Annotated in this window: 11 protein-coding genes; 6 read left to right on the plus strand and 5 right to left on the minus strand. The window is 72.1% G+C overall.

Annotated elements, in window-relative coordinates; translation table 11 throughout:
- Position 1: 1 nt before the first annotated feature.
- Positions 2-706: a TetR/AcrR family transcriptional regulator gene (locus ACZ4MH_RS22490; RefSeq protein WP_351592920.1), complete on the minus strand. Its 705-nt coding sequence runs from the start codon at positions 704-706 to the stop codon at positions 2-4.
- Between the two features lie 120 nt (positions 707-826).
- Between ACZ4MH_RS22490 and ACZ4MH_RS22495 the strand changes: the two genes are divergently transcribed.
- From ACZ4MH_RS22495 to ACZ4MH_RS22520, 6 genes are all read left to right on the plus strand, one after another.
- Positions 827-4,036 carry an acetyl-CoA carboxylase family protein gene (locus ACZ4MH_RS22495; protein WP_351592923.1) on the plus strand — a complete coding sequence of 1,070 codons (3,210 nt, stop codon included), beginning with the start codon at positions 827-829 and terminating at the stop codon, positions 4,034-4,036.
- Between the two features lie 189 nt (positions 4,037-4,225).
- The gene (locus ACZ4MH_RS22500) at positions 4,226-5,518 is read left to right on the plus strand and encodes a helix-turn-helix domain-containing protein (RefSeq protein WP_351592926.1); all 1,293 of its coding nucleotides are present in this window, start codon (positions 4,226-4,228) and stop codon (positions 5,516-5,518) included.
- Between the two features lie 14 nt (positions 5,519-5,532).
- Positions 5,533-6,288 (plus strand): toll/interleukin-1 receptor domain-containing protein, encoded by a 756-nt coding sequence (locus ACZ4MH_RS22505; RefSeq protein WP_351592929.1) that lies wholly within the window; start codon positions 5,533-5,535, stop codon positions 6,286-6,288.
- Positions 6,285-8,252 (plus strand): nSTAND3 domain-containing NTPase, encoded by a 1,968-nt coding sequence (locus ACZ4MH_RS22510; protein WP_351592932.1) that lies wholly within the window; start codon positions 6,285-6,287, stop codon positions 8,250-8,252. Before ACZ4MH_RS22505 ends, ACZ4MH_RS22510 begins: the two co-directional genes overlap by 4 nt.
- Positions 8,249-9,331, plus strand: a complete 1,083-nt coding sequence (locus tag ACZ4MH_RS22515; protein WP_351592935.1) for a hypothetical protein — start codon at positions 8,249-8,251, stop codon at positions 9,329-9,331. Before ACZ4MH_RS22510 ends, ACZ4MH_RS22515 begins: the two co-directional genes overlap by 4 nt.
- A gap of 20 nt (positions 9,332-9,351) precedes the next feature.
- The gene (locus ACZ4MH_RS22520; RefSeq protein ID WP_351592937.1) at positions 9,352-9,870 is read left to right on the plus strand and encodes a hypothetical protein; all 519 of its coding nucleotides are present in this window, start codon (positions 9,352-9,354) and stop codon (positions 9,868-9,870) included.
- Here the strand turns inward: ACZ4MH_RS22520 and ACZ4MH_RS22525 are convergent.
- Genes ACZ4MH_RS22525 through ACZ4MH_RS22540 form a run of 4 tightly spaced genes read right to left on the minus strand, consistent with a single transcriptional unit; the run spans position 9,770 to position 14,646 of the window.
- A complete protein-coding gene (locus ACZ4MH_RS22525) occupies positions 9,770-10,972 on the minus strand; it encodes an XdhC family protein (protein ID WP_351592939.1) in 1,203 nt (400 codons plus the stop codon). The two genes, ACZ4MH_RS22520 and ACZ4MH_RS22525, sit on opposite strands and share 101 nt — an antisense overlap.
- On the minus strand, positions 10,965-13,118 hold the full coding sequence (locus ACZ4MH_RS22530; RefSeq protein ID WP_351592942.1) for a xanthine dehydrogenase family protein molybdopterin-binding subunit: 2,154 nt from the start codon (positions 13,116-13,118) through the stop codon (positions 10,965-10,967). Before ACZ4MH_RS22530 ends, ACZ4MH_RS22525 begins: the two co-directional genes overlap by 8 nt.
- Positions 13,115-14,110, minus strand: coding sequence for an FAD binding domain-containing protein (locus tag ACZ4MH_RS22535; protein ID WP_351592945.1), 996 nt, complete (start codon positions 14,108-14,110; stop codon positions 13,115-13,117). Before ACZ4MH_RS22535 ends, ACZ4MH_RS22530 begins: the two co-directional genes overlap by 4 nt.
- The gene (locus tag ACZ4MH_RS22540; protein ID WP_031055651.1) at positions 14,107-14,646 is read right to left on the minus strand and encodes a 2Fe-2S iron-sulfur cluster-binding protein; all 540 of its coding nucleotides are present in this window, start codon (positions 14,644-14,646) and stop codon (positions 14,107-14,109) included. Before ACZ4MH_RS22540 ends, ACZ4MH_RS22535 begins: the two co-directional genes overlap by 4 nt.
- Positions 14,647-14,695: the final 49 nt, after the last annotated feature.

A 14,695-nucleotide genomic window follows, 5' to 3' on the forward strand; every position in this document is an offset into this window, starting at 1 on the left:
GCTACTCCTCCGGTATCGCCTGGTGTCCCTCGGGGTGGTACGGCCTGAGCAGGTGCAGATACATGGCGGTGACATCGCGTACGGCGTCCTCGTACGCGTCCTGGTCCTCCGCCACCAGCCGGGCGAACCGCACACACATCCCGCCGACGGCCGTGGCCACCGCCGCAGGGTCCGCGACCGGCGCCGCGTACCCGGCGGCGGCCACCCGGCGGATGTAGCGGGCGGTACGCCGGGTCGGCCGCCGGTCGATCTCCTCCCACAGCTCGCGGACCTCGTCGTCCCCCTGCGCCTGCTGCTCGATCAGCCGCAGCAGCGGGAGGTGTTCGGCGTAGGCGGCGATGAAGGCGGCGGTGGAGTCGCGGGCGACGGCCCGTACGTCGTCCGGATCGGTGCCGGGCACTTCCTGCGCGGCGAGGAAGGTGTCCCGTACGCGCACCGCGAGCACCTGGAAGATCTCTTCCTTGGACGCGAAGTAGACGTAGAAACCCGCGCGGGACAGCTCTGCCTCGGCGGCGATGTCGGCGATGGTGGCGGGCCCGTAGCCGCGGCGCGCGAAGACCGCCTCGGCGGCGTCCAGCAGCCGGTGGCGCACGGGCGTGTCGCTGCGGTCGCGGGCGGTGCGGGTCGCCCAGGGCCGGTGTCCGCGTCCGGCCGGCGCGCCGCCCGCGGACGGCTGTCGGGGCGCCGACTGTTCTCTCTCTGCCACGCCTCGACCATATTGACGTTGACGCCAATGTCAATGACCATGACAGCGCCGTCTCAGAGTCTGTGCAACAGCCCTGGCCGGGGCTGCGCCGCGGGCTCCCAGCGTGGAGGTGCTTGCTCAATGGGGTCAGCCGTACTCGTCGCCAATCGCGGGGAGATCGCCGTCCGGGTGGTGCGTGCCGCGGCGGCGGCCGGACTGCGGAGCGTCGCGGTGTACGCGGAGGACGATGCGGCGGCGCCGCACGTCCGGCTCGCCGACGAGGCACATCCGCTGCCCGGTTCCGGGCCCGCCGCGTACCTCGACGGGGCGGCCCTGCTGGCCGTCGCCCGGGAGGCCGACTGCGCGTACGTCCATCCCGGGTACGGCTTTTTGAGCGAGGATGCCGGCTTCGCGCGGGCCTGCGCCGAGGCGGGCACCGTCTTCGTCGGTCCCTCCCCCGAGGTGCTCGGCCTCTTCGGTGACAAGGCACGGGCCCGCGCGCTCGCGCAGTCCCTGGACGTACCGGTACTGCCGGGCACCGGCGGCCCAACCACGCTCGACGAGGCCCGCGCGTTCCTCACCGAAGGCCCCGGCGCGGGCGGCCCCGTGATGGTCAAGGCGCTCGGCGGGGGCGGCGGCCGCGGGATGCGCCGAGCACGGGACGCGGCCGAGCTGGCCGAGGTCTGGGAGCGCTGCCGCTCGGAGGCCGTACAGGGCTTCGGGCGCGGCGAGTTGTACGTCGAGCGGCTGCTGACGGGAGCGCGGCACATCGAGGTACAGGTCATCGGAGACGCGACCGGCGCGGTCACGCACGTGTGGGAACGGGACTGCTCCGCGCAGCGCCGCCATCAGAAGCTCATCGAGATCGCGCCCGCGCCCGCGCTGCCCGCCGCCGTGCGGGACCGGCTGCTGGAGTGCGCCCTGCGGATGGCCCGCGAGGTCGGTTACACCGGCGTCGGCACCTTCGAATTCCTCGTGAGCGGCGAGGAGTTCCACTTCATGGAGGCCAATCCGCGACTCCAGGTGGAGCACACCGTCACCGAGGAGGTGACGGGCGTGGACCTGGTCGACGCGCAGCTGCGGCTGGCGGCCGGGGCGACGCTGGCCGATCTGGGGCTGGCCGACGGGCCGCCCGCGGCACGCGGCTTCGCCGTACAGGCGCGGGTCAACGCCGAGGTGACGGCGGCGGACGGTACGGTACGCGGCTCGGCCGGCACGCTGACCCGCTTCGAGGTGCCGACCGGTCCCGGAGTACGGGTGGACACCGGCGCGCGCGGCGGGCTGACCGTCGGCGCACGCTACGACCCGCTGCTGGCGAAGGTCGTGACACGCATCCCGGTACCGGACTTCGCCGCGGCCTGCGAGCGGTCCCGGCAGGCGCTCGCGGAGTTCGCCGTGGAGGGCGTACGGACCGGGATTCCGCTGCTGCGTGCGGTGTTGGGCCACCCGGAATTCGCGGCGGGCGGCACGCACACCTCCTGGGTGACGGAGCACCTGCCCGAGCTGATCACCGATCATGACGAGCCGCCGGCCACGGACACCGACGACGAGGACGGCGCGGTCGTCGCGCCCATGGCCGGCACCGTCGTCACCGTGGACGTGGCACCCGGCGAGACCGTACCGGCGGGCCAACCGCTCCTCGTCCTCGAAGCGATGAAGATGGAGCACGTGGTGACGGCGCCGACCGCCGGGATCGTGCGCGCCGTACGGGCAGCGGTCGGCGACACGGCCGCCGAGGGTCAGCCGTTGCTGCTCCTGGAGCCGGTCGCGGGCGACGCGGCCGATGCGGCGGCCGCCGCGGAGGCCGACCCTGACGCCATACGCGCCGATCTCGCGGCGGCGCTGGCCCGGCACGCGGTCGGGCTGGACGCGCAGCGCCCCGAAGCGGTCGCCAAGCGGCACAAGCTCGGTCGCCGGACCGCGCGCGAGAACATCGACGACCTCTGCGACGAGGGCAGCTTCACGGAATTCGGCGCGCTGGCGATCGCGGCACAGCGCAGGCGGCGCACGCTGGACGACCTCATCACCGCCACCCCGGCCGACGGCATGGTCACCGGCACCGGTACGGTCAACGGCGCGCCCTGCGTGGCCATGTCGTACGACTACACCGTGCTGGCCGGGACGCAGGGCCACAACAACCACCGCAAGACCGACCGGCTGCTGGGCGTGGCCGAGCAACGACGGCTGCCCGTCGTGCTGTTCGCGGAGGGCGGCGGCGGCCGCCCCGGCGACACCGACACCGCCTCGATCGCCGGCCTGGACATCATGACGTTCCATCAGATGGGCCGACTGAGCGGCCTCGTGCCCCTCGTCGGCATCGCGTCCGGGCGCTGCTTCGCGGGCAACGCGGCGCTGCTGGGCTGCTGCGACGTGGTGATCGCGACACCCGAGGCGTCGATCGGGATGGGCGGCCCGGCGATGATCGAGGGCGGCGGGCTCGGCACGTACGCGCCCGAGGCGGTCGGCCCACTGTCCGTACAGGTCCCGAACGGCGTGGTGGACATACCCGTCGCGGACGAGGCCGAGGCGGTCCGCACGGCCAAGCGTTACCTGTCGTACTTCCGCGGCCCGGTCGAGGAGTGGGAGGCGCCCGACCCGCGGCTGCTGCGGCACGCCATTCCGGAGAACCGGCGGCGCGCGTACCCCGTCCGCCGGGTGATCGACGGCCTCGCGGACACCGGTTCGGTGCTGGAGCTGCGGGCCGGCTTCGGTACGGGCGTGGTGACGGCCCTGGTACGGGTGGCGGGCCGCCCGATGGGCCTGCTGGCCAACAATCCGGAGCACCTCGGCGGCGCGATCGACCGCGACGCGGCCGACAAGGCGGCCCGCTTCCTCCAGCTCTGCGACGCCTTCGGCCTGCCGGTCCTTGCCCTCTGCGACACCCCCGGCTTCATGGTCGGCCCCGACTCCGAACGGACCGCCACCGTCCGCCACTTCTCCCGCCTCTTCGTCACCGGCGCCAACCTCCGCGTCCCCGTCGTCTCCCTCATCCTGCGCAAGGCGTACGGACTCGGCGCGATGGCGATGATGGGCGGCTCGACCCGCGCGCCACTGGCCACCGCGGCCTGGCCGACCGGCGAACTGGGCGGCATGGGCCTGGAGGGCGCGGTACGCCTGGGCTACCGCAAGGAACTGGAGGCCATCGCGGACCCGGACGAGCGACAGCACGCATTCGAGACCCGCGTCGCCGAACTGTACGAGCACGGCAAGGCGGTGAACGCGGCCGCAGCCCTGGAAATCGACGCGGTCATCGACCCGGCCACCTCCCGCGACTGGATCACCTCAGCGCTGGACGGCTACCGGGCGGAGGAACTGCCTCTGGGCGGGCGGAGGTTCATCGACACCTGGTGAGCGGGGCGTGCGGGCACCCGCCTTTGCGGGAAGCCGCACCACACAACTCCACACCTCCGGGAATGCCGCGCTCACCTGCGGAGAAGGAAACGGGAAACAGCAGCATTCGCCTTGTCCGTCCGGCCGGGGTTGCCGCACTCTTTCGTGCGGCAGCCCCGTTCGCCTGGATGGATGGTTATGGAGGTTTCCGTGCCGCAGCCGTCCACCGAGTTCGGCGAAGAGCTGAGGAAGCGGCGTCTGGACGCCGGTCTCAGCCTCACCGCTCTGTCCGCGACCGTGCACTACAGCAAGGCGCAGCTGAGCAAGGTCGAGCGGGGCATCAAGGCACCCAGCCGCGATCTCGCCCGCCTCTGCGACGCCGCGCTGGAGGCGGACGGGGAACTGATCGCCCTGGTCGCCGCCCCCGCCGCCGACTCCCCGAGCGAGCCGGTGCCCCACGGAATCGACGAGGAGGAGTGGACGATGCAGCTGTCACCGGACGGCCCGAGCTGGTTCCAGCCCATGGGCCGGCGCCAGGTCGTGAGCGCCGGCGCAGCCTCACTGATGAGATGGCGTACGAGCGGCCAGACCCCGGTCTCGCCGGCCACCGGTGCCGGGATGCTGGAGGCGTCCCGCTCCCTGTTCACGCACTACCGGCGGCTCGGCCAGAGTGTCGAGCCCGGCTTCCTGCTGCCGGGACTGATCGCGCAGACGCACACGCTGCGGGAGTTGTCGGTCCACGCCGATTCCCGCACCCGCCAGGAGCTGCTGGCGCTCGGCTCCCGGTACGCCGAATACGTCGGCTGGCTGGTGCAGGAGACGGGCGACGAGCAGGCGGCGCTGTGGTGGACGCAGCGCGCGGTGGACCTCGCGGCAGCGGGTGGCGACCGGGCGCTCGCCGGGTACGCACTGGTGCGCCGGGCGCTGGTCACGCTGTACCAGGACGACGCCGAGCAGACCGTCGCACTGGCCCAGCGGGCACAGGGCGGCACTCTCCCCCCGCGCATCCGCGGACTGGCCGCGCAGCGCGAGGCACAGGGGCACGCGCTCGCGGGCGACCGCGACGCGTGTCTGCGCAGCTTGGACCGGGCCCGTACGCTGCTCGCCCGGCAGGAGAGCGACGCCGACGCACCGGTGATCGGCAGCATGCACCTGCCCGACTCGGTGGGCATGGTCACGGGCTGGTGCCTGTTCGACCTGGGGCGCCCGCACGAGGCCGCCGAGGAGCTGAACCGGCAACTCGCGCTGGTCTCGCCCGAGGCGGTACGGACCCAGGTGCGGTACGGCGTACGCCGCGCCCTCGCCTACGCGGCGGACGGCGAGATCGAGCACGCCTGCGCGTTGACCGTGCCACTGCTCGACGGGGTGGCAGCCGTACGCTCCGCGACCGTCACGATCGACCTCCGGCGCCTCGCCCGCGCCCTGGCCCGCCACGCCGACCATCCCGCGGTGCGCCAACTTGCCCCGCGGCTCGGCACGTTATCCCGCTTCCCCCAGTCTTGAGGAGAGAACCCGCCATGGCCGATGTGTTCATCAACTACCGTACGGGCGACGGTGATGGTACCGCTGCCCTGATCGACAACGAGCTCTCCAACCGTTTCGGACGGGACCGCGCGTTCCGCGCGTCCAAGTCCATCGTCCCCGGCACCGCCTATCCCGACGCCCTGCTGACCAGCCTCCGCCGCAGCGCCCTACTCCTGGCGGTCATCGGACCGGACTGGATGAACTTCCGGACCAAGCTGCGCGACCCGGAGGACTGGGTACGGAAGGAGATTCTGGAAGCGTTCGCCTGCGGGTTGCCGGTGATTCCCGTCCTGGCAGGCAGGAAGACGGAGCGCCTGAGGAAGGACGACCTGCCGAAGAAGCTGGCGCGGCTGGCGGAACTCCAGTCCGTACGGCTGGACACGCAAAACGCCGAAGCGGATCTGAAGCGCCTCGGCGACCTCGTCGCCGAGAGGGTTCCCGAGCTGCATGACCTCGAGCGCGCCGACGTCCCGGTCCCCGACCCCGGGTCCGTGGCCAACTCCGCCGGCGACATCAACGGTACGGCCGTGCAGAGCCGGGACTTCACCGGGGACGTCGGGGGCACGATCATCAAGGATTCCAGCGGTCCCGTGCACACCGGAACGGGCGGCATCTATCAGAACTCACGCCACGAGTCGGGTGGCCGGCACTACTCAGGTGACGGCATGACGAACTACGAGGGTGACCATCACGGTGACAATCGCCATCAGTTCGGCGGCTCGGGACGGCGCGAGGACGACGAACAGTGAGCGAGCCGTTCACCGCACGGGTCGAGCACCCCAGCGGCCCGGTGCACACCGGCTTCGGCGACCTCTACAACGTCACCATCGGCCTGCTGAAGCAGGAGGCGGCCGGCCGCAGTCCCCGCCGCATCGCGGACGACCAGCTTCGTCTGCTCAGGCAGCGGTTCGTCGATCCCGAGGGTATGGGAGAGGCACGCCGCCTGCTGGCTGAGCACAGCACCGTGATCCTGCACGGCGCTCCGGGCAGCGGCAGAACTGCCGCGGCACGCGTCCTCCTGTACGAACTTCACCGGGACACCGGCATCTTCCGCGAACTACTGCCCGGCGACGAAGAGGAAGCCACTCTCACGGACCCCGGACTGGTCGGCGCCGGTGACCGGCTGCTGTTGGACCTTGCCGAGGCCGACGGCTCCCGATGGGCGAGGAACCGCAGGGATCTGTCGGCGCTCCGCAAGTCCGTACAGGAACAGCAGGCGCACTTGGTGATCGTCATGCCGCACGAGAGCACACTGGGATCGGACCTCCAGTTCTACCGGGCCGAGATCACACACCCTCCGGCCGAGGAGGTGTTCCGACGCCACCTTCGGCTCCACCGGATGCCGCACGAGGAGTACCTGCGATCCGCGCCCGCATTGGCGGAATTCCTGGACCAGCAGCGATCGATGGAGGAGATCGCGGATTTCGCCGACCGGGTGCGACGGGCCCGTACAGCACATCCCGCTCGCGACGGCTTCGCCACCTGGTGCGAGCAGGCCCGGGAGGCCCGGAAGGACTGGCGAAAGGAAGTCGCCGAGCTCGCCGCCGAGCGGCGCGAGGCACCGCAGCGGGCGTTACTGTTCACCACCGCCATGCTGCACGGCGCGCACGCCGACGTCATCCACCAAGCAGCCGCTCTCCTGCTGCATACGTCCGAGTCACCGGGCGACGACATGCCCTTGCTCGAATGCAAGGACCTGGCCGAGCGACTGACGGAGATCTCCGCGTCGGCCGGGCCGGACGGCCACGTACGGTTCGACAAGCTGGACTACGACGCCGCCGTCCGCGCCCACTTCTGGGACCACATGCCCGATCTCCGGCGCCTCCTCAGCTCCTGGGCCGCCCGTAGTACGGAGCTGGAAGATCCGCACCTCACCCCGGATCTCCGCAAAGAACTGGTGAAGCGACTTGCCGGCCAGTACCTGCGCACCGGGCAGTGGAAGGAGCTGGCGGCCCTGGCGGACAAGTGGGGCGCCAACGCCACGAGCCTGGCGCGTCTGGGAGCAGCCGTCCATGCGCTCACCCACGGTGTCGAGGACAAGCTGTACGGCAGGCATTTCCGGCAGCTGATCTACATGTGGTGCAAGGACAAGCAACTCACGGGGGGCCTCGCGTACGTTCTCCTCCGCGTCTGCACCGAAGCGATCGCGCCGTCCCACCCCGACCAGGCAATGGTCCGCCTGCGCCACCTCGCCCGCCGCGAGCAGGGGTCCACGCCCGCGTTGGACGCTCTGTGCGATCTGGTGGCGACGAGCGGCCGGCTCCGCCGCCGCATGCTCGACCGCCTCACTCGGCATTCGTCCGCTCCGGCCGCCGACGCCCGTCTCTTTCTTCGGATCTGCGACCCGGTGCCGTTGACGGACCCCGGCGACGCGCCGCGCGCGCTGATGGACGAGGACGGCGTGCAGGGCTGCGTGGTCCTCGGCTGGCGTGCCGTCTTCGACAGCCTCCCGCAGCCGCACTGGCAGCGATACGCGCAGCATTGGCTGCACACCGCCTCCGACGCCGACGACCGCCATGACCTGCTGCTCGACCTACTGGTCGAATCCACCGGGCGGAACGGCAAGCACCTCGCCGCGCTGTACTCCGTGGCCCGCGCCGCAGAGCCCACCACACCCGGTGGACGCACGCGCGGCGTCGCCACCACCGACCTGCTGTTCCAGAAGATCTCCAAGGCTCAGGGACTGCGACCACCCAGGGGGAACACACCATGACGACCGGCTGCAAGACGACGACCGTCTTCCTCACCGTTTTATCCGGACTGCTGCTGACCATCCTCGGACTGACCCAGCACTGGCCCGTATGGGCGTGGCCCGTCGTGGCCGTCTTCCTGGTCGGCGTGCCGGTTGCGGCCTTCAGGATCGCCGCGATGCGACGCGGCTCGGTATCGGTCGCTCTGGTGGAGGACTTCACCGCTCCCCCCGTCGAACGCAGGGAGCACCGGATCAGCCGCGTGGCGCTGCCCAGCCAGTGGGCCGACTACGACTTCCTGTTCTCCGCGACCGTACGGTGGTACCCCCTCGGTGCCGCCGCGGACGATCCGGTCCTCAATCCGGCGGGCCTCGCCGTCGAGACCGTGCTGGACCGCGCCCGCGCCGTCACGGAACAGCGTGAGCCCGGCCGTGCCTCCCTCGTCCAGCACGAGTTGAGCGGGTCGCTCAGCTGGATGCGTCCGGAGGCCACCGGACACCTCCAGGTCATGGCGGAGGACATCACCCTCACCCTGCGCGAGCAGGACCAGGAGCGGCTGGACAGGCTCGCCGAGGTGCGCAAGGACAAGGCGGTCTGGGAGCACCAGCGGAAGTACGAGCAGAGCAAGCGCGAGTACTTGGGCGAGGACGTGCTCAAGGACACCGGCAGCGCGGTGGTCTGGTGGCTCGCCAAGAACGAGGACCACGTGGAGAAGACCGTGGCGGACCTCGGTCTCCTCGCGCGGCTCACGTCCGCCGCCAACGACACGGATGTACCCGAACGGCTGCGGGACCTCCTCCCGCAGGCACACGGCGAACAGCCCGACCCGGACCATCTGGAAGGACCTCCTGCTCCCTTCGAGCGGGAGCCGTCGGCCGCTGACCACTTCGAGGCGTTCCTCAGTGGCATGGGCTTCATGGACGGCGACGTCCGGCGGGGCATGCTGGCCAAGCAGGTCGCCGACGTCATCAAGACGCAGGAGCGGTACGAGACGGCCGAGGAACTGCTGCGTCGATACGATCCGCCGGCGTCCTTCACCTCGGATGCGGAGGAGCCACCGGATTCTCCGGACGGCGCGGCCGACGAGACGCCGGGAAACTGACCCCGTTATGGAGGACAACGATGGACAGCGAACTGGCCGCCCTGGCCGCGTCCGGAGCGACCACGCTGGTCTCGCTCATGGTCACCGACTCCTGGACGCACGCCCGTGACCTCGTCGGACGGTTCTTCTCGCGCGGTGGTACGGGAGGCGCCGCGGTCGCCGACCTGGACACCGCCCGGGCCCGGCTGCTCGCCGCCGAGGCCGCCGGAGATCCGGACGGCGCGCGCGACACCGCCGAGCAGTGCCACGCCTACCTGCGGCATCTCCTGCGGGCCGACGCCGCCACCGGCGACGAACTGCGCGAGCTGCTCACGTCCTTGCAGCGCCTCGGGAGCGAGGCGGAGGAGCGGCCCGCGGCCGTACGCAACGACATCAGCGGCGGGGTCCAGCACGGCCCCGTGATCCAGGCGGGTCGGATCACCGGGCTGACCTTCCATGTCACCCCGCAGCCACCGCTCCCTGAAGACCTCCCTCGCGATGGATCGGGAACCGTGCCCCCGTCAGCGGCGCGCCCGTTCCCCCGTGCCTCGTGGCGATGATTTCTGCTGCGATGGAGAGGGCGGTTTCTTCGGGGGTGTGGGCGCCGAGGTCGAGGCCGATCGGGGAGCGGAGGCGGGAGAGGTCGTGGTCGGTGAGGCCGGCTTCGCGGAGGCGGCGGTCGCGGTCCTCGTGGGTGCGGCGCGAGCCCATCGCGCCGATGAACGCGGCCGGCAGTCGCAGGGCCGCCGTCAGCAGGGGGACGTCGAACTTGGCGTCGTGGGTGAGTACGCACAGGACCGTGCGGTCGTCGGTGCCGGTGCGTTCGAGGTAGCGGTGCGGCCAGTCGACCACGATGTCGTCGGCCTCGGGGAAGCGGGTACGCGTGGCGAAGACGGGGCGGGCGTCGCAGACGGTGACGTGGTAGCCGAGGAACTTGCCGGTACGTACGAGTGCCGCGGCGAAGTCGACGGCGCCGAAGACGATCATGCGGGGTGGCGGGACGCTCGATTCGACGAACAGGGTCAGGCCGCCGGGGCAGCGTGAGCCGTCCTCGGAGATGTCGAGCGTGCCGGTGCGGCCCGCGTCCAGCATGGCGCGGGCCTCGGCCGCCGCCGTACGGTCCAGCTCCGGCCCTGGGCCGAGACGCCCCTCGGACGAGCCGCCGAAGCCGGCCTCGGACGAGTCCTCGGCCGGGCCGCCGAGACCGCCCTCGTACGAGCCGTCCGGTCGGACCAGCAGTGCTCTGCCCAGCAGGGCGGGTGGGCCCGCGGACACTCGGGCGAGGGCGGTCGGCTCGCCGCGGGTGGCGCCGGACAGGGCGGTCGCGAGGACCGCTCTGTCCGGCGCGTCCGCGCGCACCGGTGTGACCAGGACATCGATGACTCCGCCGCAGGTCAGCCCGACGGCGAAGGCGTCCTCGTCGCTGTAGCCGAACCGTTCGCGTACCGTCCTGCCGTCCTGGAGGGCCTGGACGCACAGGTCGTACACGGCGCCTTCCACGCAGCCGCCGGAGACCGAGCCGATCGCCGTGCCCTCGCTGTCGACGGCGAGGGCGGCGCCGGGCCGGCGCGGCGCGCTGCCGCCCACGGCTACGACGCTCGCCACGGCGAACTCGCGGTCCTCGCGCACCCACCGGGCCAGCTCGGCGGCGATGTCAAGCATCCGGGCCCTCGGCCGGCACCCCGGCTCCGGCCGGTGCCGCGGCGCCCGCCAGCAGGACGCGGTCGGGGCGGATCGGCAGGTGGCGGTGGCGTACGCCGGTCGCGTGCCAGACCGCGTTGGCGATCGCCGCGGCGGCTCCCACGATGCCGATCTCGCCGACGCCCTTGATCCCGACCGGGTCGTCGGCGTCCGTGTCCTCGACCCAGTCGGCCTCGATGAGCGGCACGTCGGCGTTGGCGGCGACGTGGTAGCCCGCGAGGTCGGCGCCGACGTGGCCGCCCGATGCCGCGTCCCGGATCGCCTCCTCGTGCAGCGCCATGGACAGGCCCCAGGTCATGCCGCCGATGAACTGGCTGCGCGCGGTCAGCGGGTTCACGATCCGGCCCGAGGCGAAGATGCCGAGCATCCGGCGCACGCGGACCTCGCCGGTGCTGACGTCCACCGCGGCCTCGGCGAACTGCGCCCCGAAGGAGTGCCGCTCCTTCTGCGCCAGTGCGGCGAGGGCCTCACCCGTGTCGGACCGTACGGTGATGCCCTCGGGCGGGATGGTGCCGCCGAGCGCCAGTTGCTCCCGCAGGTCCTTCGCCGCGGCCGTGACCGCCCAGGCCCAGGAGCGGGTGCCCATCGAGCCGCCCGCGATCCACGCCGGGCCGAAGTCGCTGTCCGCGATCCGGGTACGGACGCGGCCGGACTCCACCTGCAGGGCGTCGGCGGCGATCTGGGTCAGCGCGGTGCGCGCGCCCGTACCGATGTCCGCCGCGTTGATCCGTACGGTGAAGGTGCCGTCCGCCTCCGCCGTCAGGGCGGCGGTGGACGGGCCGGCGCCCGAGGGGAACGAGGCCGCGGCCACGCCCGTGCCCAGCAGCCAGCGCCCTTCGCGGCGCACGCCGGGGCGCGGGTCGCGGTCGGCCCAGCCGAACCTGCGGGCGCCCTCGTCGAAACAGGCGAGCAGGTTGCGGCTGCTGAACGGCAGCCCGGAGATCGGCCCCGCGTCCGGCTCGTTCCGCACCCGCAGCGCGATCGGGTCGATGCCGCACTTCTCGGCGAGTTCGTCGAGCGCGCTCTCCATCGCGAACGAGCCCGGCGCCTCGCCCGGCGCGCGCATGAAGGTCGGGGTCGGCACGTCCAGGCGTACGACGCGGTTGACGGAGTGGTGCGCGTCGGAGGCGTACATCGCGCGCCCCACAGCGGCGCTCGGCTCGACGAATTCGTGCACGGTCGACGAGAGGTTCTGCGCCTGGTGGTCGAACGCGCGCAGCCGCCCGTCTGCGTCGGCACCGAGCCTGACGCGCTGCACCGTGGGGCTGCGGTAGCCGGTGAGCGAGAACATCTGACGGCGGGTCAGTACGACGCGTACCGGGCGGTGGAGGGTGGTCGCGGCCATCACCGCGCACACCTGGTGCGCGCGCATTCCCTTGGATCCGAAGCCGCCGCCGACGTGTTCGGACCGCACCCGCACCGAGGCCGGGTCGAGGGAGAACAGCTTCGCGAGCTCGTTCGCCACCCACATGGTGCCCTGGTTGGAGTCGACGACCTCGAGCCGGCCGTCCTCCCAACGCGCCGTCGCCGCGTGCGGCTCCAGCATCGCGTGGTGCTCTTCGGGCGTGGTGTACTCGGCGTCCAGGACGACGGCGGACGCGGCGAGTTCGGCCTCGACGTCCCCCTTCTCCACGGCGGAGTTCTCCGGGGTGTACGTACCGTCCCGGCCGGCGGAGAACGCGACGTCGTGCGGCTCCTGGTCGTACTCCACCACCAGCGCCTCCGCGGCCTCCCTGGCCTGCTCGGAGGTCTCGGCGACGACCAGCGCGACCGGCCAGCCCAGGTACGGCACGCGGTCGTTCTGGAAGACCGCGAGGGTCGGGTCGGGCCGCCCGAGCAGCCCCACGTAGTCGGTGTCGACGCGCGGCGCGTTCCCGTGGTGCAGGACGGACAGCACGCCGGGCATGGCCAGTACGGCGTCGGCGCCGACGGAGCGGATACGGCCGCGGGCGACGGTGGAGAGCACCAGCCAGCCGTGGGCGAGTTCGGCGAAGGGGACCTCACCCGCGTAGCGCGCCGCTCCGGTGACCTTGGCCACGCCCTCCACGCGCGTGTGCGCGGTGCCGACAGCGCCCGTCACCGCCGGACTTCCGGTCATCGTGGTCATCGGGCGGCCTCCTCGGCGAGCTCGGTCAGTACGGCTGTGACGAGGTTGCGCATCAATGTCACCTTGTATCCGTTGTCGGGCAGCGCCTCGGCGGCGGCCAGCTCGGCGTCGGCCGCTGCGGCGAAGGCTTCGGCGGTCGCCGGGCCACCGGTCAGCAGCCGCTCGGCCGTCGCCGCACGCCACGGCCGGGACGCCACCGCGCCGAAGGCGAGGCGTACTTCGCGTACGGTCCCGTCCTCCTGGACGTCCAGGGCGGCGGCGACCGAGCCGATGGCGAAGGCGTAGGACGCCCGCTCGCGCACCTTGCGGTACCGCGAGACGGTGGCGACCGGCGCCGGCGGCAGGGTGACGCCGGTGATCAGCGCGCCGGCCGGCAGGGCGGTCTCCAAATGGGGGGTGTCGCCCACGGGGAGGTAGAACTCCGAGAGTGGCAACTCCCCCGGCCCGTCGGCCGTTTCGTACGTCACCACCGCGTCGAACGCGCTGAGCGCGACCCCCATGTCCGAGGGATGGGTAGCCACGCAGTGCGCGGAGGCGCCGAGGATCGCGTGGTTGTGGTGCTCGCCCTCGATGGCGGGGCAACCGCTGCCGGGGACGCGCTTGTTGCACGGCTTGGCGGTGTCGGCGAAGTAGCCGCAGCGGGTGCGCTGGAGCAGATTCCCGCCGACCGTCGCCATGTTGCGCAGCTGCCCCGAGGCACCGGCCAGCACGGCCTGCGCCAACGCCGGGTAACGACGCCTTACTTCAGGGTGCGCGGCGAGATCGCTGTTCGTCACGGTCGCACCGATGTGCAGACCGCCGTCCCCCGTCACCTCGATCCGGTCGAGGGGCAGGTCCCGTACGTCGACGAGCAGCGCGGGCCGCTCCACGCCGGTCTTCATCAGGTCGACGAGGTTGGTGCCGCCGCCGAGGAAGCGCGCGTCGGGGTCGACGCCGAGCAGCGCGACCGCGCCGGGGACGTCGAGGACGCGCTGGTAACCGAATTCCCTCATACCGCCGCCTCCACTCCGGCCGCGCGCGCGACCGCCTGGACGATGGACACGTACGCTCCGCAGCGGCACAGGTTGCCGCTCATCCGTTCCCGGATCTCGTCGGCGGTGAGCGGCGGCGGTCCCGCTTCGGGCCGCACGTCGTCGGTCACGGCGCTCGGCCAGCCCGCCGCGTGCTCCTCGATCACGGCGAGGGCCGAACAGATCTGTCCGGGCGTGCAGTAGCCGCACTGGTAACCGTCGAGGTCGACGAACGCCTGCTGCACCGGGTGCAGTTGGTCGCCGTCCGCCACGCCCTCGATGGTGGTGATCTCGCGCCCCTCGGCGGCCACCGCGAGCTGCAGACAGGAAACGGCCCGCCGCCCGTCGAGCAGCACCGTGCAGGCACCGCACTGCCCCTGGTCGCACCCCTTCTTCGTACCCGTCAGATCGAGCCGCTCGCGCAGCGCGTCGAGCAGGGTGGTGCGGTGGTCGACGGGCAGCGTGTACTTCTCTCCGTTGACGTGCAAGGTGATGGCGCTGGACGTCGATGGGGCCATGAACAGCCTTCTTTCGCGTGTGTGGTGCGCGGTTTCCGTATGTGGTGCG

It is taken from the genome of Streptomyces sp. NPDC026301, assembly GCF_055567935.1.